The sequence below is a fragment of the Sphingopyxis witflariensis genome (assembly GCF_002205635.1).
GTDB lineage: Bacteria > Pseudomonadota > Alphaproteobacteria > Sphingomonadales > Sphingomonadaceae > Sphingopyxis > Sphingopyxis witflariensis.
Window position 1 is genome coordinate 179325 of the sequence record NZ_NISJ01000001.1, and the last position, 24794, is coordinate 204118.

At 64.1% G+C, this 24794-nt stretch carries 20 protein-coding genes; 11 read left to right on the plus strand and 9 right to left on the minus strand.

The features are described 5' to 3' along the window. Nucleotides 1-3: 3 nt before the first annotated feature. Entirely contained in the window at nucleotides 4-1392 is a 1389-nt protein-coding gene (locus CDQ91_RS00975; protein WP_088470840.1) for a TIGR03013 family XrtA/PEP-CTERM system glycosyltransferase, read from the minus strand. Between the two features lie 129 nt (nucleotides 1393-1521). Between CDQ91_RS00975 and CDQ91_RS00980 the strand changes: the two genes are divergently transcribed. From CDQ91_RS00980 to CDQ91_RS00990, 3 genes are read left to right on the plus strand one after another with little or no spacing between them, the layout of a single operon-like run. Further along, nucleotides 1522-2559 carry a mannose-1-phosphate guanylyltransferase gene (locus CDQ91_RS00980; RefSeq protein WP_088470841.1) on the plus strand — a complete coding sequence of 346 codons (1038 nt, stop codon included), beginning with the start codon at nucleotides 1522-1524 and terminating at the stop codon, nucleotides 2557-2559. A gap of 4 nt (nucleotides 2560-2563) precedes the next feature. Continuing rightward, nucleotides 2564-3271 carry a helix-turn-helix domain-containing protein gene (locus CDQ91_RS00985; RefSeq protein ID WP_158213584.1) on the plus strand — a complete coding sequence of 236 codons (708 nt, stop codon included), beginning with the start codon at nucleotides 2564-2566 and terminating at the stop codon, nucleotides 3269-3271. A gap of 45 nt (nucleotides 3272-3316) precedes the next feature. Further along, nucleotides 3317-5146, plus strand: coding sequence for a DUF885 domain-containing protein (locus CDQ91_RS00990; protein ID WP_088470843.1), 1830 nt, complete (start codon nucleotides 3317-3319; stop codon nucleotides 5144-5146). A 53-nt stretch (nucleotides 5147-5199) separates the two neighbouring features. Here CDQ91_RS00990 and CDQ91_RS00995 read toward each other — a convergent pair whose 3' ends face one another. Next, on the minus strand, nucleotides 5200-6591 hold the full coding sequence (locus CDQ91_RS00995) for a helix-turn-helix domain-containing protein (protein ID WP_088470844.1): 1392 nt from the start codon (nucleotides 6589-6591) through the stop codon (nucleotides 5200-5202). A 157-nt stretch (nucleotides 6592-6748) separates the two neighbouring features. On the opposite strand from CDQ91_RS00995, the gene CDQ91_RS01000 reads away from it, so the two are divergent. Both CDQ91_RS01000 and CDQ91_RS01005 read left to right on the plus strand, forming a co-directional pair. Further along, the gene (locus CDQ91_RS01000; protein WP_088470845.1) at nucleotides 6749-8341 is read left to right on the plus strand and encodes an isocitrate lyase; all 1593 of its coding nucleotides are present in this window, start codon (nucleotides 6749-6751) and stop codon (nucleotides 8339-8341) included. A 246-nt stretch (nucleotides 8342-8587) separates the two neighbouring features. Further along, nucleotides 8588-8887, plus strand: a complete 300-nt coding sequence (locus CDQ91_RS01005; protein WP_088470846.1) for a WYL domain-containing protein — start codon at nucleotides 8588-8590, stop codon at nucleotides 8885-8887. A gap of 51 nt (nucleotides 8888-8938) precedes the next feature. On the opposite strand, the gene CDQ91_RS01010 is transcribed toward CDQ91_RS01005, so the two are convergent. Together CDQ91_RS01010 and CDQ91_RS01015 are read right to left on the minus strand one after the other, a co-directional pair. After that, nucleotides 8939-9931 (minus strand): TerC family protein, encoded by a 993-nt coding sequence (locus tag CDQ91_RS01010; protein ID WP_088470847.1) that lies wholly within the window; start codon nucleotides 9929-9931, stop codon nucleotides 8939-8941. 73 nt (nucleotides 9932-10004) lie between these two features. Continuing rightward, on the minus strand, nucleotides 10005-10187 hold the full coding sequence (locus CDQ91_RS01015; protein ID WP_088470848.1) for a hypothetical protein: 183 nt from the start codon (nucleotides 10185-10187) through the stop codon (nucleotides 10005-10007). A gap of 267 nt (nucleotides 10188-10454) precedes the next feature. Between CDQ91_RS01015 and CDQ91_RS01020 the strand changes: the two genes are divergently transcribed. Together CDQ91_RS01020 and CDQ91_RS01025 are read left to right on the plus strand one after the other, a co-directional pair. Then, entirely contained in the window at nucleotides 10455-11219 is a 765-nt protein-coding gene (locus CDQ91_RS01020; protein WP_088470849.1) for a crotonase/enoyl-CoA hydratase family protein, read from the plus strand. Nucleotides 11220-11241: 22 nt separating this feature from the next. Next, nucleotides 11242-12117, plus strand: coding sequence for an alpha/beta hydrolase family protein (locus tag CDQ91_RS01025; protein WP_088470850.1), 876 nt, complete (start codon nucleotides 11242-11244; stop codon nucleotides 12115-12117). Nucleotides 12118-12120: 3 nt separating this feature from the next. Here CDQ91_RS01025 and CDQ91_RS01030 read toward each other — a convergent pair whose 3' ends face one another. The 4 genes from CDQ91_RS01030 to CDQ91_RS01045 form a co-directional block, all read right to left on the minus strand. Then, entirely contained in the window at nucleotides 12121-13431 is a 1311-nt protein-coding gene (locus tag CDQ91_RS01030) for an amidohydrolase (RefSeq protein ID WP_088470851.1), read from the minus strand. 21 nt (nucleotides 13432-13452) lie between these two features. After that, nucleotides 13453-14100, minus strand: a complete 648-nt coding sequence (locus CDQ91_RS01035; RefSeq protein ID WP_088470852.1) for a DUF4893 domain-containing protein — start codon at nucleotides 14098-14100, stop codon at nucleotides 13453-13455. 93 nt (nucleotides 14101-14193) lie between these two features. Next, the gene (locus tag CDQ91_RS01040; protein WP_088470853.1) at nucleotides 14194-14979 is read right to left on the minus strand and encodes a 3-hydroxybutyrate dehydrogenase; all 786 of its coding nucleotides are present in this window, start codon (nucleotides 14977-14979) and stop codon (nucleotides 14194-14196) included. Nucleotides 14980-15010: 31 nt separating this feature from the next. After that, nucleotides 15011-16165, minus strand: a complete 1155-nt coding sequence (locus CDQ91_RS01045) for a patatin-like phospholipase family protein (protein WP_088470854.1) — start codon at nucleotides 16163-16165, stop codon at nucleotides 15011-15013. A 152-nt stretch (nucleotides 16166-16317) separates the two neighbouring features. Between CDQ91_RS01045 and ypfJ the strand changes: the two genes are divergently transcribed. The 3 genes from ypfJ (at nucleotide 16318) to CDQ91_RS01060 (ending at nucleotide 20620) form a co-directional block, all read left to right on the plus strand. After that, nucleotides 16318-17226, plus strand: a complete 909-nt coding sequence (gene ypfJ / locus CDQ91_RS01050; protein ID WP_088470855.1) for a KPN_02809 family neutral zinc metallopeptidase — start codon at nucleotides 16318-16320, stop codon at nucleotides 17224-17226. Next, a complete protein-coding gene (locus tag CDQ91_RS01055; RefSeq protein ID WP_088470856.1) occupies nucleotides 17199-18482 on the plus strand; it encodes a metal-dependent hydrolase family protein in 1284 nt (427 codons plus the stop codon). The genes ypfJ and CDQ91_RS01055 overlap by 28 nt, the downstream gene beginning before the upstream one ends. A gap of 68 nt (nucleotides 18483-18550) precedes the next feature. Next, complete coding sequence (locus tag CDQ91_RS01060; RefSeq protein ID WP_088470857.1) at nucleotides 18551-20620, plus strand: alpha/beta hydrolase family protein; 2070 nt, start codon at nucleotides 18551-18553, stop codon at nucleotides 20618-20620. Nucleotides 20621-20629: 9 nt separating this feature from the next. Here CDQ91_RS01060 and CDQ91_RS01065 read toward each other — a convergent pair whose 3' ends face one another. Further along, nucleotides 20630-21964 (minus strand): COG3904 family protein, encoded by a 1335-nt coding sequence (locus CDQ91_RS01065; protein ID WP_088470858.1) that lies wholly within the window; start codon nucleotides 21962-21964, stop codon nucleotides 20630-20632. A gap of 117 nt (nucleotides 21965-22081) precedes the next feature. On the opposite strand from CDQ91_RS01065, the gene CDQ91_RS01070 reads away from it, so the two are divergent. Then, nucleotides 22082-24781, plus strand: a complete 2700-nt coding sequence (locus CDQ91_RS01070; RefSeq protein ID WP_088470859.1) for a valine--tRNA ligase — start codon at nucleotides 22082-22084, stop codon at nucleotides 24779-24781. The last annotated feature ends 13 nt before the right edge of the window (nucleotides 24782-24794 follow it).

The following is a 24794-nucleotide window of genomic DNA, read 5'->3' on the forward strand; positions in this document are numbered from 1 at the left end:
GGCTTACCGCGCGCCCTCTGGCCACAGCACAACGCGGACCGTCTGAAGCAGGATCAACAGATCGAGGAAGGGTGAATAATTTTTGGCGTAATAGAGATCATATTCCAGCTTCACCCGCGCATCCTCGACCGAGGCGCCATAGGGGTAATTGATCTGCGCCCAGCCGGTCAGGCCGGGCTTCACCATATGGCGTTCGGCATAATAGGTCAGTTCGCGTTCCAGTTCCTCGACGAACGCCGGGCGTTCGGGGCGCGGCCCGACAAAGCTCATATCGCCCTTCAGCACGCACCATATCTGCGGCAGTTCGTCGATGCGCAATGTGCGAATAATCTTTCCGACGCGCGTGATGCGCGGATCATTTTCGCTCGCCCACACCGCCTGCCCCGCAGCCTCGGCATCGGTCCGCATCGAACGGATTTTGACGATGCTGTAATGCTCGCCAAACAGGCCGACGCGCGACTGGCGATAAAATATCGGCCCCTTGCTATCGAGCTTGACCGCGATCCCGGCGACAAGGATCAGCGGCAGGCCGATCACCAGCATGGCGAGGCTCGCACCAATGTCGCACAGGCGCTTGATGACCTTGGAAATCCTCTGCTCGGCCGAAAATCCGTCAGAAAAGATCAGCGCGCTGGGGTTGGTCGTCGCGAGGTCGATCCGCCCCGTTTCCCGCTCGATAAAGCTTGAGATGTCGTTGACATGGACGCCCGTCGTTTTGACGCGCAGCAGGTCGGTCAGCGGCAGCGCGCCGCGTCGCTCTTCGACCGCCAGCACCACCTCGCTCACACCCAGTTCGACGACATGGTCGGACAGGTTATCGATCGCGTCGCGCGGAACCGCCCCTGCGATTTTCTTTTCGACCGGCGACATGGCGACAAATCCCGCCATGATCAGCCCGCTGCCCGGTTCGTTCGCCAGCTTGGCAAGGCGCGCCGCGCGCGGCCCGGCACCCAGAACCAGGACGCGCCGGCGAAAGGCGTCGGCGCCAGCCGTCTGGGTCAGCGCGAGCCGGATCAGGAACAGCGCGGCGATTGCCAGCGCCATCGCGTAGAAACTGTTCGCGCGCCACAAGGTCGCGGTAGGAAACAGGAAGCCGACGACCGACAGGAAGATCACGCCCAGCGACACCGCCGCGAGCAATCGCGCCGTCGCAAAGCCCATCGAGCGCAGCGCCTCGCCGCCATAGAGGCCGGTCGCCATCATCGCGAGCGAATTGGCGACGGCAAAGGTCGCGAGCGGCAGGCTGCGGTCGGAGAGCGGGCCAGCGTCGAAACCGGCCTGATAGGCATAAAGATGCCACGCCGCCTCCGCCGACGCGAGCAGCGCGAGAAATTCGATCAGCGCCAGCCAGACGACCGCGCGCGGGACATAATGTTTGAACAGTCTGAACATCGGAAAGCGTTGCGCCCTTTCGGGTCGCCATAGTAGGTAACAGGGGTGAAGTGTCGGTTAATTTTACACTTCTCAAATCTCGCTCGTCCCGAGGGAGGCCCGACGACGCAAGAGGATCGACTGAACGCCATGACCGCAACGATACAACCCGTCATCCTGTGCGGCGGCGCCGGAACCCGGCTTTGGCCCGAATCGCGCGGCACCCGCGCCAAACAATTCCTGCCGCTGACCAGCAGCACCAGCCTGTTCCAACAGACCGTCGCGCGGGTGCCGGCGGGCGAAACTTTCGCCTCGCCAATCATCCTGTGCGGCGATGCGCACGTCCCCTTTGTCCGCGAACAAATGGGTCAGGCCGAAGCTTCGCTGCTGGTCGAGCCGATGCCGCGCAGCACCGCCGCCGCGATCGCGCTCGCCGTCGCACGGTCCGACGCCGACACGCTGCTGCTCGCCATGCCCAGCGATCATGTCATCGCGGACGTCCCCGCCTTTCACGCCGCGATTGCCCAGGGAGCGCGCCTCGCGCAGCAGGACTGGCTTGTGACCTTCGGCATCACCCCCGACCGCCCCGACACCGGCTTTGGCTATATCGCCGGCGGCGCACCGCTGGACGACGCAGGTTTCGCGGTTAGCCGTTTCATCGAAAAACCCCCGCTCGCCGAGGCCGAAGCAATGCTCGCGGCGGGCACTTACAGCTGGAATGCCGGGATTTTCCTGTTTCGCGCGGGCCGGATGCGCGATGCGATGCTCACCCATTGCCGCGCGATCTTTGAGGCGGCGGACCGTGCCGTGGCGGCGGGCATGCACGATGGCGACGCTTTTTACGCGGACGCCATCGCGTTCGAAAAGGCGCCGTCGGATTCGATCGACTATGCGGTCATGGAAAAGGACGATCGCGTCGCCGTCGTCCCCGTCCAGATGGGCTGGTCCGACCTTGGCAGCTGGCAGACCGTTCACACGCTCGCGGCGGACAAGGACGCCAACGGCAATGTCGCAGTAGGCGACGTGTTTCTGCATGAAAGCCGCGGCAATCTGGTCCGCGCCCCCGGCAAACGCGTGTCGCTGATAGGCATGGAGGATGTTGCGGTCATCGTCGATGGCGACGATATATTGGTGATGCCGCTTGCCCGGTCGCAGGATGTCCGCGCAGCAGCCAAGGCGCGCGACTAAGCCTGTGGCGTCGCACCGGTTCGCCGATGCCCCGCTCGGGCTGCTCGATCATCACCCGCACGAACTGCGCGCGCGCCATTGCCACGACGACGCGTTTGTCGCGATCGTGCTGGAGGGCGGCTATCAGGAAGCCGGCGATGAGGGCCGCTTCGACGTCCGTCCCGGCGACGCGCTGATCCACCATCCCTTCGAATCCCACCTCGATCGTGTCGCGGCAAGGGGTGCGCGCGTGCTTGTGCTCGATCTGCCCGCCGAACTTGCGGCAAACCCGCAAGTGCGCGGACGCGTCGACGATCCCGACACGCTCGTCCGCCTCGCCGCATGCGACCCGCGCAGTGCCGCGGCGGCCTTCGCCGAGCAATTCGTCGCGCTTCCCGACCGGGCGCAGGACTGGCCCGACCTGCTTGCGCACGACCTGCGCGGCGGCGAGCCGATCCAGCTCGGCGAATGGGCCGAGCGCGCGGGCGTGCGCGCCGAAACGCTGAGCCGCGGCTTCCGCGCCGCCTATGGCTGCACCCCCAAGGCCTATCGCGCCGACGTCCGCGCCCGCGCCGCGCTCGCGGCGATCCGCTCGGGCGTCGAGGCGCTTGCCGACATAGCGCACGGCCTTCATTTCACCGATCAGGCCCATATGACACATGCGGTCGCACGGCTCAGCGGCGCAACCCCGGGCTCGTGGCGCCGGGGTCAAATCGATACAAGACTCGGCTGACGCCACCGTGTAGCATTCGGACAACACACTTTATCGGAGACGATCATGCTCGACCGCCGCACCCTCATCGCCACCCTCGCCGCGACCTCCGCCCTCGCGGGCATTCGCAACCCCGCGGCTGCGCTGACCGGCGAGGCGGCGAACAGCGAAGGTACGCGACTCACCGCCATCTACGAGCGCTTCTATGACCGGATGATCGACGAAAGCCCCGAATTTGCGACCGCGCTCGGGCTCGACAAAGACGCCCGCCTGCCACTCAAAGCCCGGCTCGACGACCGTTCGCCCGCAGGAATCAAGCGCAGCCATCAGCTCTATCGCGACGGCCTTGCCGAGCTGAAAAAGATTGATGCGCCAAAGCTTTCCGGGATGGACCTCGTTAATTACGAAACCTTCCGCGGTCCGTGGGAATCTTTCGTCAAGGCGTACGACACCTTCGACTATGGCCTCCACAGCTGGCCCGAGCCGCATCCGGTAACCCAGCTGTCAGGCACCTATCGCTCGACCCCCGACTTTCTCATCAACCAGCACGGCATCGCGAACGCCGCCGATGCCGAAGCCTATCTCGCGCGCTGCGCCGATTTCGCGGTGCAGCTCGACAATGAAACGGGCCGCATCAAGGCCGATCATGCCAACGGCATCATCCCGCCCGATTTCGTCATCGACCGCACGCTTGGCCAGTTTGATCGCATCTGGGCCCCCGCCCCCGACGCCAACGGGCTGACGAAGAACCTCGCCGCGAAGACGAAAAGCATCCCCGGCGACTGGGCCAGGCGCTGCGCCGCCATCGTCGAAGGAAAAATCTACCCGGCGATGCGCCGGCAGGCCGAAGAGCTGCGCGCGGCGCGCCCGCGAGCGACGCACGACGCCGGCGTGTGGCGCCTGCCCAAAGGCGACCAATATTACGCCTATGCGCTGCGCTACGCGACGACGACGGGCATGTCGGCCGAGGAAGTGCACAAGCTCGGGCTCGAGCGCGTCGCCGATCTGAGCGCGCAGGCCGACGCGATCTTCAAGGCGCAGGGGATGACGAAAGGCAGCGTCGCCGAACGCATGCGCGCACTCGGTAAAGACCCGCGCTTCCTCTATCCCAACACCGAAGAGGGCAAGGCGAAGCTGATCGCCGAGCTCAACAACCAGATGCAGGCGATCCAGGCCCGGCTGCCCGAGGCTTTCGGCCGCCTGCCCGAGGCGAAGGTCGAGATCCGCCGTGTCCCCGCAGATATTGAGGACGGGGCGACCGGCGGCTATTATCAGATACCAGCGCTCGATGGCTCACGCCCTGGCGCCTATTATATCAACCTACGCGACACAGCGGAAAACCCCAGCTGGACGCTGCCGACGCTTACCTATCACGAGGCGTCGCCGGGCCATCATCACCAGATCGCGCTCGCGCAAGAGGCCGAGGGCATTCCGCGCCTCCGCCGCCTCCCTGCTTACTCAGTCTATACCGAGGGCTGGGGTCTCTACGCCGAGCAGCTCGCCGACGAGATGGGGGTCTATGAAAACGACCCGTGGGGCCGTCTCGGCTACCTTCAGTCCTATATGTTCCGCGCCGCGCGCCTCGTCGCCGATACCGGACTCCACCACTATAAATGGACGCGAGAGAAGGCTATCGCCTATTATAACGACACGCTCGGCACCCCCGAACCTTCGAACGTCACCGAGATCGAGCGCTATTGCGTGTGGCCAGGCCAAGCGACAAGCTATAAGGTCGGCCAGACGCGCTGGGTCGCAATCCGCGAGAAGGCAAAAGCCGCGCTCGGCACCAAATTCGACCTCCGCGCCTTCCACGACACCGCACTGTCGGCGGGCGCGATGCCAATCTCGGTGCTCGAATCGGTCATCGACCGCTGGGTTATGGCGCAAAAGGCCTGATTGGTCGGCATAGCACGCGCCCCCTTGGTCACCCCGGGAACCGCTGACCGGCCTCAATCCCCCACAAAATCGAAAGCGCTCACTCCGCGCTCGCCTTCGCGGAAGCGCAGCGGGCGACCGAGCGGCGGCATCGAGCGCTGGACGCAGCCGGTGCGCGTGCAGCGGCGACAGCCGAGTCCGATCGGGGTTGCGGGGCTGCGCATCAGGTCGATCCCGCGCGCGGCGATCAGTGGTGCGGCGATCTTGGCATCGACCCCGACGCACACGGCAAAGCGCGCCGGAGTGCCGCTGCCGGTGGCGCCGGGAGCCGCAACCGAGCGCGACTGGGTGAACCAGCGCGATCCGTCTTCGAGCTCGACGAGATCGGCGACCACCTCGCCGGGGCGGGCGAAGGCTTCGTGGACGCCCCACAGCGGACAGCGCGCATCACCATCGACAAGCGGCGACTGGCTCGCCCCGGCGTAGCGCTTGCTCCCCTGCCCCGCGCGGTCGATGCGCAGCATGAAAAAGGGCTGGCCGCGCGCGCCGACGCGCTGGAGCGTCGTCAGCCGATGCGCGACCTGTTCAAAGCCCGCGCCGAAACGCCGCTGGAGTAGCAACAGGTCGTAACCCGTTGCGTCGCATGCGCGCAGGAAGCGGCTGTACGGCATCATCAGCGCGGCGGCGAAATAGTGGATCAGATGGCGCTCGAACAGGCGCGCGGCGGCGGTCTCGGCGAATTCGGCGCCCGCAACCAGCGCGTCGATCTCGGCCTTTGCCTCGATCTGCGCGAGTGTCGCCGCGGCCTGAAAGGTGCGCGAGGCGGGTCGGAGCAGTTCATTCAGCATCAGCTGTCGCGCGTGCCAGTCGAGCCAGCGCAGCCGGTCGGGCATGACGTCGCTGGGCAGGATGCGGATACCGAGCTGGTGCCGCGAGCGCAGCCGTTCGGCGATCGTCCCGTAAAGATCGCCGCCCGCGAGGCGCAGTTCGTCGGCCAGTTCCTCGGCACGCGCATCGAGATCGGCAAAATGGTTGCGCCATTTTTCGATCGCGCGGCGCACCGCATCGACCTCCGGCGCTTCGGCCATTGCCGGTGTCGTCGCGGCATCGCCTGCGCGATCAAACAAGCGTGCGAAGGCAGCCGCCGTCGCAGGGGCGGTTTGCAGCCATTCCTCGACCTCCTGCGCCCCGATCCCAAGGTCGGCGAAGCGCGGATCGGCGAGCCGCCGCCGCAGTCCCGCGAGCCCGCCGGGCACCTCATCGGCGCCGAGTTTCGCGGCGTCGAAACCGAAACGCTCGGCCAGCCGCACGATTACCGTGGCGCTGAGCGGGCGCTGGCTATGCTCGATCAGGTTGAGATAGCTGGGCGAAATGTCGAGCGCGTCAGCCATCGCCGCCTGCGTCAACCCCGCCTCGCGCCGCACCTTGCGCACCGCTGGTCCGGCAAACACCCGTCGCTCCGCCATCGCCTGTAACTTTCTTTACTAATTTACACCCCATTTTGCACTTATACGCCATATTTCACAAGAATAATTGACAAAGCTTTTCACTTTTGGCGCAATGACCGGCAAATCATGTCCATCACCTCCAACGCCCCAACGGGCGCAGCCAAGGGACAAGATGATGGGCTACCAAGAAGATATGGCGCAGTCGGGCCGCCTGATCCGCGACTATGACGGCACATGGGACGGCATCAGCGCCGAAAGCATCGCCCGCATGCGCGCCCAGAACAAGTTCCGCACCGGCCTTGACGTTGCACGCTATACCGCCCGCATCATGCGCGCCGACATGGCCGCTTATGACGCCGACCCCGCGAACTACACCCAGTCGCTCGGTTGCTGGCACGGCTTCATCGCGCAGCAGAAGATGATCTCGATCAAGAAGCATTTCGGGACCGTCAAGGGCCGCTACATCTATCTCTCGGGCTGGATGATCGCGGCGCTGCGCAGCGAATTCGGGCCGCTTCCCGACCAGTCGATGCACGAAAAGACCAGCGTTCCGGCGCTGATCGAGGAAATCTACACCTTCCTGCGTCAGGCCGATGCCCGTGAACTGGGCGGCCTGTTCCGCGAACTCGACGCTGCGCGCGCCGAGGGCGACGAACTCAAGGCAAAGCAGGTTCAGGCGAGCATCGACAATTATGAAACCCACGTCGTGCCGATCATCGCCGACATCGACGCGGGCTTCGGCAACGCCGAGGCGACCTATCTGCTCGCCAAGAAGATGATCGAAGCCGGCGCCTGCGCACTGCAGATCGAAAATCAGGTCTCGGACGAAAAGCAGTGCGGTCATCAGGACGGCAAGGTCACCGTGCCGCACGAGGATTTCATCGCGAAAATCCGTGCCTGCCGCTATGCCTTCATGGAATTGGGCGTCGAGGACGGCATCATCGTCACCCGCACCGACAGCCTTGGCGCCGGCCTGACCAAGCAGATTGCCTTCTCGAAGGAAGCCGGCGATCTGGGCGATCAGTATAACAGCTATCTCGATTGCGAAGAGGTCGAAGGCGCGGGCAATCCCGGCGACGTCCTGATCAACCGCGACGGCAAGCTGATGCGCCCGAAGCGTCTGCCCTCGAACCTCTATCAGTTCCGTTCGGGAACCGGCGAAGATCGCTGCGTGATGGATTGCATCGCTAGCCTTCAGAACGGCGCCGACCTGCTGTGGATCGAAACCGAAAAGCCGCATATCGAACAGATCGCCGGCATGGTCGACCGCATCCGCGAAGTCGTCCCCAATGCGAAGCTCGCTTACAATAACTCGCCGAGCTTCAACTGGACGCTGAACTTCCGCCAGCAGGTGTTCGACGCCTGGGAGAAGGACGGCAAGGATGTCAGCGCCTATGATCGCGCCAAGCTGATGAGCGTTGATTATGATGGCACCGAGCTGAGCGACGAGGCCGACAACCGCATCCGCACCTTCCAGCGCGATTCGGCGAAGCGGGCGGGGATTTTCCACCACCTCATCACCCTGCCGACCTATCACACCGCGGCGATGTCGACCGACAATCTTGCGAAGGAATATTTCGGCGACGAAGCGATGCTGGGTTACGTCAAGGGCGTCCAGCGCGCCGAAATCCGTCAGGGTATCGCCTGTGTGAAGCACCAGAATATGTCGGGCAGCGACATTGGTGACGATCACAAGGAATATTTCGCCGGCGAAGCCGCGCTGAAAGCTTCGGGCAAGGACAATACGATGAACCAATTCGCGGCCTGACCACCGCATGAAGAGATTGGTGTGGGGCGCCTTGCTAGCCCTTCACCTCCCGAGCTTTCCTGGGGAGGAAAGCCTGTCCGTCGGAAGCTTAACAGCTTTCGGCGGACATTTTTTTGGCTTCTCCCGGGCCAGTTCAGACCAGTTCGTAAACCGGATTGTCAATTCTGCGCTTGCCCATGACGCGCGAGGCAGGCATTATGTTGCAATGCACAACCTATTCACCCTCTCCCCCGGGGCGATCACATCATGAGCGACACTCGCCTGAAACTGATGGAAGCCATCGCGCGCCGACGCACCGTCACCGCGCAATATAATGGCAATGTCATGGAACTAGCGCCGCATCAGATGTTCGAACGCCGCGGCGACCTGTTCATCAGCGCGTTGAATCTGAACAAGAATTGGCGATCGCCCGACGAACGGAAGCTCGGACATTTCAAGCTCGACGGCCTTGGCGCGACCGAGTTGAAGGAAGACACTTTCGACCCGCTGCCCTCGTTCGAACCGGCAGCCCCGCACGAAGAAGACACGCTACTTCTCGCGATTTAAGCGATCGGAGCGCCCGCACCTCAGAGGGGTGCGGGCGTCGCTATTTTATAATCAGCCGTGCGTCACAGCGGCCTGATCGTCGGTGCGCGTCTTGACGAGCGACCAAATGACCCCGCCCGCAATCAAGCCGACGGTCACGCCGAGGCTGACGAGCGGCGGGAATTTGTTGCCGCCCAGGATGAAGTCGGCAACGAAGATCTTCGACCCGATGAATACCAGCACCAGCGCGAGCGCATATTTCAGATAGTGGAAACGGTGCACCATCGCCGCGAGCGCGAAATAAAGCGCGCGCAGGCCAAGGATCGCCATGATGTTCGACGTATAGACGATGAAGGTGTCGGTCGTGATCGCAAAGATCGCGGGCACGCTGTCGACCGCGAACACCAGATCGGCAAGATTGATGACGACCAGCGCAAGGAAGAGTGGCGTCGCCGCGAGTGCAAGCTTCCCCGTCTTCGTATCTTCAACGCGCACGAAGAATTTCTCGCCATGCAGGTCATGGGTAATCGGAATATGGCGCGACAGCCATTTCACCACCGGATTGCCCGCGACGTCCATCGGCTTTTCACCGGCGAACAGCATCTTGATGCCCGTGAAGACGAGGAAAGCCGCGAAGATGTAGAGCAGCCAGCCATATTCGGTGACCAGCGCCGCGCCGCCCGCGATCATGATCCCGCGCAGCACGATCACCGCCACAATACCCCAGAGCAGCGCGCGATATTGATAACGCGGCGGGATGGCAAAGGTCGCGAAGATCAACGAGATGACAAAGATATTGTCGATCGACAGCGCCTTCTCGATGAAGAAGCCGGTATAATATTGCAGCCCGGCCTCACCGCCCTTTTCGGCCCAGATCCAGGCACCAAAGGCGAGTGCAATACCGATGTAGAGCGTGGAGAGCTTCAGACTCTCCTTGATCCCCATTTCCTTGTTTTCCTTGTTCAATATACCAAGGTCAAAGGCGGTGAGCGCGACGACCAGCCCGATGAAGGCCAGCCAGAACCAGGCCGGCGTTCCCAGCCAGTCGGCAAACAAAAATTCCATAAAATTATCCCTGACATGCGCCGAGAGCGCCGCCCCTTGCAGGGCAGCGTCCCGATCGTCGATTATATTGAATTTAGTGGGCGAACGCCGGGCGCAGAACCGGCTTCATGAGCCGTTCCTTGATCGTCCGTTTCAGCGCCTTGAGCCGCAATAGGCGGAACGGATCCGTACCGCGTCGCTGCATCTCGCGGCGCAACGCATCGTCGATCTGGCGATGCAGGACGGTCAGCCGGTAAAGGCGGGAATTGAGAGTCATAAAGGGCCTCCTGATTGAAAGAATCAAGCAGGTGACGCCGATGCCAAAGACCCTGGACAGAGGGGAGAGATGGGCCGCAGAGCATCGGTGTCACCCGATGCGGTCCGACATCACGTGGCGGGAAATATCCCGCCGACGCCAGAGGGGCCCGGCCCGCATAAGACGAATTTAGGATACGGCATGACGGCTTTCAAGGCTTTGCCGAAACAAAGATTCTCATGCTAGCCTGTCCGACTGTCGTCCCGCCGCCTGCCGCGAAGGAAATATATGTCGCTCCTGATCGACCATGATGGCGCAGTGACCATTGTCACCATCGACCGCCCCGCGAAGCGTAACGCCGTCGATCCAGCCACCGCCGATGCATTGCGCGATGCCTTTACCGCCTTTGCCACCGACGAAACCGCCCGGGTCGCGATATTGACGGGCAGCGCCGGGCATTTTTGCGCCGGGTTCGATCTCGGCGCGGTCGGCGAGCGACGCTATGATCCCGATGGCCCGGGGCCGATGGGGCCAACGCGGATGCTGATCGAAAAACCGGTCATCGCCGCAGTCGAGGGCCATGCCGTCGCGGGGGGCCTCGAACTCGCGCTTTGGTGCGACATGCGCGTGGTGGCCGAAAGCGCGGTGTTCGGCGTCTATTGCCGCCGCTGGGGCGTGCCGCTGATCGACGGCGGCACCGTCCGCCTGCCGCGCATCGTCGGCCAAGGCCGCGCGCTCGACATGATCCTGACCGGTCGGCCAGTCCCCGCCGACGAAGCTTTGCGCATCGGGCTGGCCGACCGCGTCGTCGGCGACGGCAATGCCCTGCCCGCTGCGATCGAACTGGCGAAGCAGATTGCGGCCTTTCCGCAGCTTTGCATGAACAGCGACCGGTTGAGCGCCTATCGCCAATGGGATTTCGATATCGAAGGCGCGCTCGGGTACGAAGCCCACGCCGGGGTCGCGCCGCTGCGTGAAGGTGTGGCGGCCGGAGCGAAGCGCTTTACCGAGGGCGCGGGACGCGGCGGGAGCTTCGCGACCAAAACGGAATGATGCATTCGGGGGAAAGACGAAGATGAAGATATTGCTTGCCGCCACACTGGCCGCCCTGCCCTTGCCGATCGCAGCCCAGACCATTTCGCCCGACATTCCCGCCGCCATCTACACCGATCCGCCCGCGAACAAGACGCATCCGGCCGCGATGGAGGTCGTTCACATCCCCAGCGGCGGGATCGAGATCAACAGCGTGGTCTATGTCGCAGAGGGGCCCGGGCCGCATCCGACGGTTGTGCTGTGTCACGGTCTTCCCGGGCTCGAAAAGAATCTCGATCTCGCACAAGCGATGCGGCGCGCGGGTTGGACAGTGATCACCTTCAACTATCGCGGATCGTGGGGCAGTCCCGGCGACTATCGCTTCGCGCACAATCTGGAGGATACGAATGCGGTGCTCGCTTTTGCGCGCAATCCCGCCAATGCGGCGAAACTGCGGATCGACCCGATGCGCCTCGTCGTCATCGGCCACAGCATGGGCGGCTGGGTGACCGCGCTAACCGCAGCGCACGACAAGAACTTGCTGGGCGGCGCCATGATCTCGGCCGGAAATATGGGGATGATCGGCGCCTTGCCGCGCGATCAGGCGGCCGGACTGCTCCGCGGCAATGGCATGGAGGCGCTCGCCGGAACGACGCCCGAAATCATGGCCGACGAGATCATCGCCAACAAGGACCGCTTCGACTTCGCAAAAGCCGCGCCGCAGCTTTTGCAGACCAACCTTTTCGTCCTGACCTCCGACGACGGATTCGCCGGAATGAGCGACGCGCTGAGCGCGGCCATCAAGGCGGGCGGCGGGACGAAGGTCAGAACGCTCCACGTCGCGACCGATCATAGCTGGTCCGACGCGCGCATCCGCCTGCAAAGCGAAATATTGAACTGGTTAGCGACGCTGAAATAGCGCCTATTTCGGCATAAGCTTCATCGTCATCGCGGTCAGCGCCTCGGTCGCTGTCGCAATCACCGCCGGGGCGTCGGGCGCCCAGAAGGGCGAATGGAGGCTCGGCAACACCTTCCCCGATTTCTGCGCCGCGTCATATTCGGCCTGCGGGACGCCGCCGACCCAGATGATCAGGCTCTTGATGCTCGGGTCTTCGCGCACGAAGCGGCCGAAATCCTCGCCGCCCATCACCGGGGGCAGTTTGACGACGCGCTTGTCGCCGAACTGGCCTTTCAGGAAGCCTGCCATCTCTTCGGTGAAATCGGGGGTGTTAAAGGTCGCGGGCGTATATTCATCCTTCTGGACGCTGACCACCGGCATCCGGTCTTCGGGCATGCCCGCAGCAATCGCCTCGCCCTTCGCGATGCGCGCGATTCCGTCGAGCAGATGATTGCGCACCGCGTCGGTATAGCTGCGCACCGTCAATTGCAGCCGCGCCTCGTCCGAAATGATATTATGCTTGGCGCCCGCGTGGAAGCTGCCGACGGTCACCACCGCACTGTCGAGCGGGCTGATTTCGCGCGACACCAAAGTCTGGAGCGCCCCGACGATCCGACTCGCGAGGACGATCGGATCCTTCGTCGCCTGCGGATAGGCGCCGTGCCCGCCGACGCCCTTCACCAGAACATCGACGCTGTCGACATTGGCGAGCGCATAGCCCGGCGTATAACCGATCTGCCCCGCCGGAAACTGTGCGGCGTCGTGGAAGGCAAGCGCATATTGCGGCTTGGGGAAGCGTTTGTAGAGCCCGTCCTCAAGCATCATGCGCGCGCCCGCGCCGCGTTCCTCGGCGGGCTGGCCGATCATCACCAGCGTCCCCGACCATTTATCCTTGTTCGCCGCCATCCGCCGCGCGACGCCGATCCACGCGGTCATATGCGTGTCGTGGCCGCAAGCGTGCATCACGCCGGTGTCGACGCCTTCCTTCGTCGTGACGCGCACTTTCGACGCACCGGGCAGGCCCGTCTGTTCGGTCACCGGCAACCCGTCCATGTCGGCGCGCAGCATGACGACGGGGCCGGGCCCGTTCTTCATCACTGCGACGACCCCGGTGCCGCCGACCTTTTCGGTCACCGTAAAACCCAGCTTGCGCGCCTCGGCGGCAAGAATAGCCGCTGAGCGTATCTCCATGAAGCTGAGTTCGGGGTTGGCGTGAAAATCATCATAGATTTTCATCAGCGACGGCATGTCCTTCTGGACCTCGCCACCGATCGTCTGTGCCGCCGCAGGTGCTGCAAAAGCCAGCATCGCCGCACCCGTCCAGAAAAGCCGCATAGTCGTCCCCCTTTTATCCGGTCAGCTCGCCGGCACCAATTCGATCACATCGAGCAAGGATTCATAGGCTGGCGCGGGCAGCGTCAGCCGCCACCGGTTGTCGCCGACCCGTTCGATCAACCCCGCCATATCGCGCATTCGGTCGCTGCCGTAATTGACCGGCATCGACTCGTCGCCCAGTTCCAGCGTGCCCAGAAAAACCTGCCGCTTCAGATCGTCGGGAAAGATCAGCCCGATCGGCCGCTGCGACCCTGTCACCTTGGTCAGGCTGTAAATTCCCTGCTCGGCCGACACGCGGCACTGGAACCAGCCATAGGCGACATAGCCCAGCCCACCCTTGCCCTGCGCCCCGAGCTTGATCGTGCGGCAGCGATAATCGCCCGCCGGTATGTGCGGATTGGGTAGCGCCGCGAGCGGCTGAAGCAGCGCGCCCTCGCGATCGATTTCGGCGCCATGCCCCTTGGCGCGCGCATCGGCCAGCGCCGCTTCCCAGCTTTTATACCAGTTGCGGATCCGCAACCGGTCCTGCTCGGTCGCGGTGCCGCGCCACGTCCCTTCAGTCGGCGGTGCATCGACCGCCGAGGGCGGTACCGGCGACGACGCCGTCTTGCACCCCGCCAGCGCCGGCACCGCTAGAGCGGCAAGGAATATCGTTCTGCGACGCCACATCGTCCGTCTCTCCTGTCCGGTCTGGCGCTAACCTTAGGAGCGCAAACGACAATGCTCAAGGCGGGGGCTCAAGGCGGGGCGCAAGCTGCGGGATTATTGCGCGGTCCAGCCGCCGTCGACCGACAGATTGGTGCCGGTAATCGCGCTGGCAGCATCGCCGCACAGGAACAGCGCCAGCGCAGCCAGTTGTTCGACCTGAACAAATTTCTTCTGCGGCTGTTTGTCGAGCAATACGTCGTTGACGACCTGATCATAGGTCAAGCCGCGTGCCTTCATCGTGTCGGGGATCTGGTTTTCGACCAGCGGCGTCCAGACATAGCCCGGACAGATGTTGTTCACGGTGATGCCCTGCGTCGCGACCTCGAGCGCGACGGTCTTGGTCAGCCCGGCGATCCCGTGCTTGGCGGCGTTATAGGCCGACTTATAGGGGCTGGCGACGAGGCTGTGCATTGACCCGGTGTTGATGATGCGGCCCCAGCCCTTTGCCTTCATCGCCGGCAGCGCCGCCTTGGTCGTGTGAAAGGCGCTCGACAGGATGATCGCCAGCACGGCGTCCCATTTGTCGTCGGGGAACTCGTCGATCGGCGCGACATGCTGAATACCGGCATTGTTGATCAAAATGTCGGGCGCACCCAACTGATCGCCGCACGCCGCGACCATCGCGCGGATTTCCTCGGGCTTGCTCATGTCGGCGCCATTGTGCGCGGCCTTGCCGCCGTTGAGCGCGCCGAGTTCCTCCACCATCGCTGCAATCGCGGCGGCGTCACCGAAACCATTGATCATCACCGCCGCTCCGGCCTCTGCCAGCGCCTTCGCATAGCCGAGCCCGATGCCCGAGGTGGAGCCGGTGATGAGCGCGGTCTTGCCTTGAAGTTGCATATGATATTCCTTTCGGTGGGAGAGAGTCAGATCAGATATCGAGATCGGGCTTGGGCCGCAGCGCGTCCGATTGCACGGCAAAGCTGCCCGAGCGGCCCTCGGCGATGCTTTCGGCAAGCAGGTGCCCATCCTTCATCGCCGCCTCGACCGCAGTGCGGCCGAGCGCCCAATTGGTTTCCATCGTCGAACGCGAAAATTCGAAATCGCGCGCCCCCGTCTGCCATTTGGGCGGTTGGTGGATCAACTGGACGAGGTTCAGCGCCTTGCAATCGACCATTTTGCGCACCGCCTTCACCTCGGGCAGGCTGGTGAATTCGGGGGGCAGTTTGTCGAGCATCCGGTCGATCAGCCGATGCTCCTTGCGCCGCCGCACCAGCCCGTCGGAAATGCGCCGGGTGCGGCTGGAGAAGCGAATATCCTTCTCGCGCGACCAGGCCTCTTCCATATCGTGCGGCCGCTCGCCGCGCGCCGGGAACAGATCGACCTGGAACACCAGCATATCCTCATGCGCCGCCTCGACGACATGTTCGAGCGGGGTATTCGACACAAGGCCGCCATCCCAATACCAGATACCGTCGATCTCGACCGGCGGCAGGCCCGGTGGCAGCGCCCCCGACGCAAGGATATGCCGCGCGTCGAGCGTTTCGATTTTCGTATCGAAATAGCGGAAATTTCCGGTCTCGACCGCGACGGCGCCGACCGACAGGCGGACCTTGCCATTGTTCACCCTGTCCCAGTCGACCAGCCGGTCGAGCGTCTTCACCAGCGGCGCGGTGTCGTAAAAACTTACCGCTTCGGGCGTCTGGCGCGGGGCGAATGCGGGTGGCAGAAAGCGCGGGGTGAAGAAGCCGGGTACGCCAAAGGCCGCAACCTGCCCCGCCGCCGCGAGATGCGTCCATTCGCGCAGCAGGTCATTGTCGACCATCGGCAGCGCCGGAAGCGCCGACGAGACGCCATCCCAGAATTCGCGCATCTTCCCGACCGCCTGATCACGCTCATTCCCGGCGATGATCGCGGCGTTGACCGCACCGATCGAGATACCGGCAACCCAGTCGAGTTCGATGCCCAGTTCGATCAGCGCCTCATAAACCCCGGCCTGAAATGCGCCGAGCGCGCCGCCGCCCTGCAGGACCAGCACGACGAGGTCGGGGAGCGGCAAAGCGGCGGAGGCAGCGCGACGGGGCATGGACTCGGGTGTTCCTCTTTCAGCGCGGGGCTGTTTGGTGCACCGCAGCACGCGCGATTGCAATGGCTCGTTCTCATCGAAGCCCCTTCCAATTGCCTGGCGCTGCTGTCACAACCAGGCAAACGCAGACACTCAGCCGCGGGAGAAACCCAATGCGCCTCGACGATTATGATCCCGGCGACGACATTCGCGATCTTGGTCGCGGGGGTGGCGGTTTTGGCGGCGGTGGAGGCGGCGGTGGCATGGGCGGCCTGCTTCTTGGCCTGCTCCCGATGCTGCTCGGCCGCAAGATGGGCTGCGGGACGATCCTGCTCCTCGGTGCAGCGGCTTTTTTCCTGCTCGGGCCCGGCGCCAATATGCTGAGCATGGGCAGCGGCACCGCCGACCCGGCCGCCGACAGCCGTGGCGGCGCCAATGTAGCCTGCGATACGGCGTCGGAACGCTTTGCCTGCAACGTCTTCGGTTCGACGCATACGGTCTGGGAGGGTCTGATCAGCGGCTATAAAAAGCCGACGCTCAATTTCTTCACCGAATCCAACCGGTCGGGCTGCGGCGCGGCGCAATCGGCGATGGGCCCCTTTTATTGCCCCGCCGATCAGGGCGTCTATCTCGACACCAGCTTCTTCCGAGAGCTGGAAACCAAATTCGGCGCGGCGGGTGACGCGGCGCAGGCCTATGTCATCGCGCACGAAGTCGGACACCATATCCAGACGATCAGCGGCATTTCCGATCAGGTTCGCCAGGCGCAACAGCGCGCCTCGCAGGCCGAAGGCAATGCCTTGCAGGTCCGCATGGAGTTGCAGGCCGACTGTTACGCCGGGGTCTGGGCGGCGCGCGCCAAGAATAGCGCGGGCCAGCCGGTGCTGGAGCCGGGCGATATGGAAGAGGCGATGCGCGCCGCCAATGCGATCGGCGACGACACGCTGATGCGCTCGGCGGGCCAGCGTCCGGTTCCCGAAAGCTTCACCCATGGAACGAGCGAACAGCGCATGACGTGGCTGCGGCGCGGACTGCAATCGGGGGATCCGCGCCAATGCGACGCGTTCGGCACCGCGATCTGATCGCGGCGCTGGCGGTCGCCCTGACCGCCCAGCCCGCATCGGCGCAGACGCTTTATGTCGAGGCCGGGCGGCTGATCGACGGCGTTACCGAGCAGGTGCGCACCGGTCAGTGCATCACGATCAAGGATGAGCGGATTGCAGCGGTCGGCGCTTGCGGCCAAACCCCGGCGGACGCGACGCGGCTCGACTGGTCGGGCTTCACCGTGCTGCCCGGGCTGATTGACCTCCACACCCATCTCGCCGACCTCGGCCAGAGCGCCGATCTGGCGGCACCGATCAAGGCATCGCCCGCCGAAACCGTGCTTGTCGGCGCACGCAACGCCCGCGTGACGCTGAACGCGGGGTTCACCAGCGTCCGCGACGTCGGCACCTATCGCGGGCTGACCGACGTGACGCTGCGCAATGCGATCGAGCGCGGCGACGTGCCGGGGCCGCGCATGTGGGTCGCGGGCGCCTATATCACCATCCCCAAGGGGGGCGGCGAACTCAACGGCGTCGTGCCCAATGAGCAGTTGCCCGCCGACATGCGGCTCGGCGTCGCCGCCACGCCCGCGGAAGCGGCGGCGAAAGCCACCTTCCTGCTCGACCATGGCGCCGATTTCATCAAGACGATCGCGACCGGGGCAGTGCTGGCAATCGGAACCGAACCCGGCGCGCCGGAACTGACTGAAGAGCAACTACGCGCCGTGGTGAAGGTCGCCCATGATCGCGGCAAGAAAGTCACGGCCCACGCGCATGGCGCAATCGGCATCCGCAGCGCGATCAACGCCGGGGTCGACAGCATCGAACATGCGAGCCTTGCCGACGAAGCGACGCTTCAACTCGCGAAGCAGCGCGGCACCTGGCTGGCGATGGATATTTTCAACGGCGATTACATCAACGACATCGGCACCAAGGAAGGCTGGCCCGAGGAATATCTGCGCAAGAATCGCGAGACGACCGACACCCAGCGCACGGCATTCAAGCGTGCGGTCGAACTGGGCGTCAACATCGGCTTCGCGACCGACGCGGGCGTCTATCCGCATGGGATGAACGCACGGCAGTTCGCCTATATGGTCCGCTATGGCATGACCCCGATGCAGGCGATCCGCGCCGCGACCGGCCGTGCTGCGGAAGAAATGGGGCGCGACGACATTGGTGCGGTCGTGCCCGGCCGCTTCGCCGATCTGATCGCGGTCAAGGCCGACCCGCTTACCGACATCAGCGCGCTCGAAAAGATCGACCATGTTATGAAGGGCGGCGCGCTGGTGCGCTAAGCGTCGCCCCCGCCTGCGCGGGGACGACGAACTATTGCACCCGCCTCCAGCATCGCTAAAGCCGTTTCATGCGTAACCTGATCCTGCCCAGCGCCATCGCGCTCGCCGCCGCCCTGTCCACCCCCGCAGCCGCCCGGCCGATGACCGAGGTTGACCTCGCGACGCTGAAGCGCGTCGCGGCACCAACCGCGTCGCCCGACGGACGCTGGGTGGTATTCCAGATGACCGAGACCGCAGCCGAGACGTACAAGCGCTCGACCGGGCTGTGGCTCGTCGATCGTAATGCGAAAGATGCAAAGCCCGTCGCCATCGCCGATGCCGCAGGCAAGAATGAAACCAGCCCTGCGTTCCACCCCGACGGCTCGCTCTATTTCCTCTCCGACGCATCGGGCACCAATCAAATCTGGCGCGTCGATCCCAAATCGGCCGGCGCACCCGCGGCGCAGGTCAGCGATACCAAGGCCGACGTCGAGGGTTATAAAATCTCACCCGATGGCAAGCGCCTGCTCGCCTGGGGGGATATCGCCAAGGAATGTGCGGACTTCGGCTGCGACGCCAAGGACAAGGGCGCGCTCGTCGGTCCCGGCACCGGACGGCTTTACAAGGATGGCGCGGGCTTTGTGCGTCATTGGGACCATTGGGAAACCCCCGGCACCTACAGCCGCCCGTTCGTCTTCAACCTCGAAGGTGGCAAGGCAACCGTAGCGCGCGCCGTCGACGGCGGCCTGATCGGAGACAGCCCGTCGAAGCCGTTCGGCGGCGGCGAAGAACTCGCATGGGGCGGCGACAGCCGCACCGTCTTTTTCACGCTGCGCAAGGCCGACCGCAACGAGCCCACCTCGACCAATCTCGATATCTATAGCTGGCTGGTCGACAGCCGGATGATGCCGCAGAATTTGACCGCGGACAATCAGGCGACCGACACCCTGCCCACCCCTTCGCCCGACGGCAAATGGCTCGCCTATGCCGCGATGGCGCGGCCAAGTTATGAGGCCGACCGGCAGGTGCTGATGCTGCGCGATCTTTCGACCGGCGAGACGCGCAAGCTGACCGACGCATGGGACCGCTCGGTCGCCTCGATCGCGTGGGCGCCCGACGGCAAATCGCTCTATGTCACCGCCGATGACGTCCTCGATCATCCTGTGTTCCGCGTTGATGCGGCAAGCGGAAAGGTCGAGAAGGTCAAGGCCTCGGCCGAGCCGTTTGATGGCTATATCGGCGACGTCACCCCGTTGCCCGGCGGCGCCTTGCTCTATTCGCGCAACAGCGCGCTCATGCCGACCGACCTTTATGTCCGCGACGCCAAGGGCAAAGTCAGTCAGCTGACCAAGGTCAACGCAGCGCAACTCGCCGAGTTCGATCAGGTCGAGATCGACCGGCTGCAATTCGCGGGCGCGAACAATGACAAGGTCTGGGGCATGATCCTAAAGCCGGTCAGTCCCGTCCAGAAGCTGCCGGTGGCATTCGTCGTTCACGGCGGACCGCAGGGCAGCTTCGGCAACAGCTGGTCGACGCGCTGGAACCCGCGCCTGATGGCACAGCAGGGCTATGGCGTCGTCACCGTCGACTTCCATGGTTCAACGGGTTACGGTCAGGCCTTCACCGACAGCATCAACAAGGATTGGGGCGGCAAGCCGCTTCAGGACCTGAAGCTCGGCCTCGCCGCAGCGGGCAAGCAAGACCCGCAGCTCGACATCAACAACGCCTGCGCGCTCGGCGCCTCCTATGGCGGCTATATGATGAACTGGATCGCGGGCCAGTGGACCGACGGCTTCAAATGCCTCGTCCAGCATGACGGCGTCTTCGACCTGCGCGCGATGGCATTCGAAACCGAGGAATTGTGGTTCGACGAATGGGAGCATGGCGGCCCCTGGTGGGAGCGTAGCGACCCCGAAAAATGGAACCCCGTGAACCATGTCGACAAGTGGAAGACCCCGATGCTGGTGATCACCGGCGAAAAGGATTTCCGCATTCCCTATAGTCAGGGCCTCGCCGCCTTCACCGCGCTTCAGCGCCGCGGCGTGGAGAGCCAGCTGCTGGTATTCCCCGACGAAAACCACTGGGTGCTGAAGGGCGCGAACAGCGTCCAGTGGCACCGCACGGTGTTCGACTGGATGGGCAAACATCTGAAGAAATAAGCCGCACGGTCAGTCGAGCGCCATCAACGCCCGATAGATTGCACCGCGCCGGTCGAGCGGCGCCGAACCGATTGCCTGCAACAGCTCAAGGCCGTTGCGGCAATCGGACTCGGCGTCGTCGCCTTCGAGCAGGCTGTCGGACAGCACCTGATTGTCGCGCAGGAAACGCGCAAAAACCTTTTCGGCTTTTCGGGCCGACATTGGTTTCTGCCAACGCGCCAGTCGCATCAGGTCGGCCAGCGCCGCATCCTCGAGCCGGTTTTGCGCGCGTTCATCACCTGAAATGACGCGCTCCACAAAGGGGTCGGGTCGGCAAAAGCCGGAAGCATCCATCGCGGCAATCCGGGACTGCTCGGCGTGGATCGTCGCGAGCCGCGCGGCCATCTCGTCGGGCGCCCGCACAAGCATCGGCAGCAGCTGCTCTATCACTTGTGACCGCGGCGTTTCCATCGCGGCATCTTCGGATGCACCGCCGTTGCGATCATGCCAGATGGCGTCGACCGCCTCGCCCCATAGCGCCGGATCATGGTCGCGAAGCGTCGACCACATCGGATCGGGCAGCGATTGGGTAACAGCCGTCCGCGAAATACCCCACGACGGCCCCTGCGGCCGCGGTTCGGGTATTTGGGCCGTGACGACCTTGGCCGACAGCAATTGGTCCGCATCGGGATACCACATGTCCTCGCTGCTGGTGGTCAGCGCACGTTCGATAAAGGCGTCGTCAACGCCGGCATTGGCCAGCGACCTGCGGCTGAACGTGTCACCCATGTTGACCGCCGCGCTGGGGGTCTCGGTGGCTTCGGCAGAGGAATCGCCTCCATTTTTGGCATCGATTCCTTTTGACGTTTTGCTCTGCCCTCCGCGCAGTCGCTTTCGCGGATGGAGTTCATAGCTTTGGTGAAACCCGATCCGCGCGCTGGGGCCCATCGTCCTTTCGCTGCTCGCGAGCAGGATCAGCGTGCACGCCGAGGCACAGGAATGTTCGACATGGACCGCGAGCTTCCGCCGTATGACAAGCGCCCCCATAAGGCGCGCCGACAACACCAGCCCACCGCTGGACGCCACATCGAGCCGCCTGACGCCCGGATTGGCGTCCAGCAGCTGTTTCAACCGGTCATAGCTCGCATTGGCAATGGTGCCCGCAAAATAGAGAGTCCGCCCGTCTGGCGCGAGTTCAAACAAGCCCGGACCGGGCACCTTTGGTTTCGGCTTGACCGGAACAGGCGTCACCTTGGCCGGCACCGGCGGCGGGACAAAGATCGGCGGCGGCGCAACGGGTTCGGCCGCAACAACCGCAGTGGACAACAGAAGGGCGGCCATGGCGGCGTGCGGCATCGGGTTCATATCCCCTGTCCAGCACAGCTTGCTGCAGCGGGCAAGACGGGGCGGCACGCCCAAAGCGCGGCAAGGCGCCGATAAGCCCTTGCCGCATATCCGCTGCGCTGGCAAAGCGCGGCCATTATGCCGATGGAAAAAACATTCGATCCCGCCGCGATTGAGGCGAAATGGGCCCATGAGTGGGAGAGCCGCGGGCTATTCCGCCCCGAGCGTCCCGACGCCGTCCCCTATACGATCGTCAACCCGCCGCCGAACGTCACCGGCGCGCTGCACATCGGGCATGCGCTCGACAACACGTTGCAGGACGTGCTCATCCGTTACGAGCGGCTGCGCGGCAAGGACGCGCTGTGGGTCGTCGGCATGGACCATGCGGGCATCGCGACGCAAATGATCGTCGAGCGCCAGCTCAACGAAAAGCAACAGAAGCGCACCGATTTCACCCGCGAAGCCTTTGTCGACAAGGTCTGGGAATGGAAGGGCGAAAGCGGCGGCAAGATCACCGGCCAGCTCCGCCGCCTCGGCTGCTCGATGGACTGGTCGCGCGAGCAGTTCACGATGGACCCGCATTTCACCGAGGCCGTGGTCAAGGTGTTCGTCGACCTGCACAAGCAGGGCCTGATCTATCGCGACAAGCGGCTGGTGAACTGGGATCCGGGCCTCAAGACCGCAATTTCGGATCTCGAGGTCGAGACGGTCGAGGTTCAGGGCAAATTCTGGCACTTCCGCTATCCGCTCGCCGATGGCGCGAAAACCGCCGACGGCAAGGATTATATCGTCGTCGCGACGACGCGCCCCGAAACGATGCTCGCCGATATGGCGGTCGCGGTGAACGCCAGCGACACCCGCTACGCCAGCCTGATCGCGGCGGGCGCGAAGGTCGTGCTGCCGATCACCGGCCGCGTCATCCCGATCGTCACCGACGACCATGCCGATCCCGAACTGGGTTCGGGCGCGGTGAAGATCACCCCGGGACATGACTTCAACGACTTTGAGGTCGGCAAGCGCGCGGGCTTCAAGGCCGGCGAGATGCTCAACATGTTCGACGGCGATGCCAATGTCATCCAGACCAGCGATGGCTTGATCCCCGCCGAATATATCGGCCTGCACCGCTTCGCCGTCGATGGCGTCCCCGGCGCGCGCGAACTGGTCGTCGAGCGGCTGAAAGAGCAAGGCTATCTGATCGCGCATGTCGTGACTTCAAAAGACGGGGAGGTGGCCGAACATGACGCCGAACCGCGCACGATCCAGACCCCCTATGGCGACCGGTCGAACAAGGTCATCGAACCCTGGCTGACCGACCAATGGTATGTCGATGCCGAAACGCTCGCCCAGCCGCCGATGCAGGCGGTGCGCGACGGGCGGATCAACATCGTCCCCAAGACGTGGGAAAAGACCTTCTTCAACTGGATGGAGAATATCCAGCCCTGGTGCGTCTCACGCCAGCTGTGGTGGGGGCACCGGATTCCGGCGTGGTATGCTGACGATGGGCGTATCTTTGTCGCTGAAACCGAGGAAGAAGCGCAGGCGCAGGCCGGTGACGGCGTGACGCTGAACCGCGATCCCGACGTTCTCGACACCTGGTTCTCCTCGGCGCTCTGGCCCTTCGCCACCCTCGGCTGGCCCGAGGACAGCGATCTGGTGAAGCGCCACTATCCCAATGACGTGCTGATCTCGGGCTTCGACATCCTGTTCTTCTGGGATGCGCGGATGGCGATGCAGGGGATGCACTTCATGAACGAAGTGCCGTGGAAGACGCTCTATCTGCACGGTCTCGTCCGCGCGCCCGATGGCGCGAAAATGTCGAAGTCGAAGGGCAATGTCGTCGACCCGCTCGGCCTGATCGACCAGTACGGCGCCGATGCGCTGCGTTTCTTCATGGCGGCGATGGAAAGCCAGGGCCGCGACATCAAGATGGATGACGCACGCCTTGCCGGATACCGCAATTTCGCGACCAAGCTGTGGAACGCCGCGCGTTTCTGCGAAGCCAATGGCATTTCGGCCTCGACCAGCCTTGCCGCGCCCGCCGCGACGCTGCCGGTTAACCGCTGGATCATCGGCGAAGTCGCCGCAACCGTCGCCGCGATGGACAAGGCGTTTGCCGACTATCGCTTCGACGAGGCCGCGAATGCGATCTACAGCTTTGCATGGGACCGTTTCTGCGACTGGTATCTGGAGCTGATCAAGGGCGCGATCGACGACGAGACGAAGGCCGTCGCCGGCTGGGTGCTCGACCAGATTCTCGTCATGCTTCACCCCTTCATGCCCTTCATCACCGAAGAGCTGTGGACCGGGCTTGGCGAGCGCGCCGACTATCCGCTGATCACCGCGAAATGGCCCGAGCCCGCAGCAACGCGCGACCCGCAAGCGAGCGCCGACATCGACTGGCTGATCAAGCTGGTCAGCGAGCTGCGCGGTGCGAAGTCCGAACTCGGCCTGCCGCCGGGCGCGCGCCTGACCGCGCATTTCCCGGCATCGCTCAAGGGCCGCACCGACAAGCTGTCGGCGCAGCTCGACCGCCTCGCGCGTCTCGAGGCGATCAGCTTCGATCCGGCACCCGCGGGAGCTTCGGCGCAGCTCGTCGTCGAGGGCGAGACGATCACCGTCCCACTCGAGGGTGTGATCGACATCGCCGCCGAACGCGACCGCCTGAGCAAGGCGCTCGCAGCTGCGGCGAAGGAACGCGACGGCCTCGCCGGGCGACTGAACAACCCGTCGTTCGTCGAGCGCGCCAAGCCCGAAGCGGTCGAAAAGGCGCGCGCCGACCATGCCGCCAAGGAAGCCGAGGCCGACCGCCTGACTGCCGCATTGGCCCGCCTGGGGTGATGCGGCGCGCGGG

What these genes read in the sequence shown, in the direction of transcription:
- CDQ91_RS01005 (WP_088470846.1), top strand. Translation starts at nt 8,588, where the DNA reads ATGAGCGACACTCGCCTGAAACTGATGGAAGCCATCGCGCGCCGACGC.
- CDQ91_RS01015 (WP_088470848.1), bottom strand. Translation starts at nt 10,187, where the DNA reads ATGACTCTCAATTCCCGCCTTTACCGGCTGACCGTCCTGCATCGCCAG.
- CDQ91_RS01060 (WP_088470857.1), top strand. Translation starts at nt 18,551, where the DNA reads ATGCGTAACCTGATCCTGCCCAGCGCCATCGCGCTCGCCGCCGCCCTG.
- CDQ91_RS01020 (WP_088470849.1), top strand. Translation starts at nt 10,455, where the DNA reads ATGTCGCTCCTGATCGACCATGATGGCGCAGTGACCATTGTCACCATC.
- CDQ91_RS01035 (WP_088470852.1), bottom strand. Translation starts at nt 14,100, where the DNA reads ATGTGGCGTCGCAGAACGATATTCCTTGCCGCTCTAGCGGTGCCGGCG.
- CDQ91_RS01055 (WP_088470856.1), top strand. Translation starts at nt 17,199, where the DNA reads ATGCGACGCGTTCGGCACCGCGATCTGATCGCGGCGCTGGCGGTCGCC.
- CDQ91_RS00990 (WP_088470843.1), top strand. Translation starts at nt 3,317, where the DNA reads ATGCTCGACCGCCGCACCCTCATCGCCACCCTCGCCGCGACCTCCGCC.
- CDQ91_RS01010 (WP_088470847.1), bottom strand. Translation starts at nt 9,931, where the DNA reads ATGGAATTTTTGTTTGCCGACTGGCTGGGAACGCCGGCCTGGTTCTGG.
- CDQ91_RS01000 (WP_088470845.1), top strand. Translation starts at nt 6,749, where the DNA reads ATGGGCTACCAAGAAGATATGGCGCAGTCGGGCCGCCTGATCCGCGAC.
- CDQ91_RS00975 (WP_088470840.1), bottom strand. Translation starts at nt 1,392, where the DNA reads ATGTTCAGACTGTTCAAACATTATGTCCCGCGCGCGGTCGTCTGGCTG.
- CDQ91_RS00995 (WP_088470844.1), bottom strand. Translation starts at nt 6,591, where the DNA reads ATGGCGGAGCGACGGGTGTTTGCCGGACCAGCGGTGCGCAAGGTGCGG.
- CDQ91_RS01070 (WP_088470859.1), top strand. Translation starts at nt 22,082, where the DNA reads ATGCCGATGGAAAAAACATTCGATCCCGCCGCGATTGAGGCGAAATGG.
- CDQ91_RS01045 (WP_088470854.1), bottom strand. Translation starts at nt 16,165, where the DNA reads ATGCCCCGTCGCGCTGCCTCCGCCGCTTTGCCGCTCCCCGACCTCGTC.
- CDQ91_RS01030 (WP_088470851.1), bottom strand. Translation starts at nt 13,431, where the DNA reads ATGCGGCTTTTCTGGACGGGTGCGGCGATGCTGGCTTTTGCAGCACCT.
- CDQ91_RS01025 (WP_088470850.1), top strand. Translation starts at nt 11,242, where the DNA reads ATGAAGATATTGCTTGCCGCCACACTGGCCGCCCTGCCCTTGCCGATC.
- CDQ91_RS01065 (WP_088470858.1), bottom strand. Translation starts at nt 21,964, where the DNA reads ATGAACCCGATGCCGCACGCCGCCATGGCCGCCCTTCTGTTGTCCACT.
- ypfJ (WP_088470855.1), top strand. Translation starts at nt 16,318, where the DNA reads ATGCGCCTCGACGATTATGATCCCGGCGACGACATTCGCGATCTTGGT.
- CDQ91_RS00980 (WP_088470841.1), top strand. Translation starts at nt 1,522, where the DNA reads ATGACCGCAACGATACAACCCGTCATCCTGTGCGGCGGCGCCGGAACC.
- CDQ91_RS01040 (WP_088470853.1), bottom strand. Translation starts at nt 14,979, where the DNA reads ATGCAACTTCAAGGCAAGACCGCGCTCATCACCGGCTCCACCTCGGGC.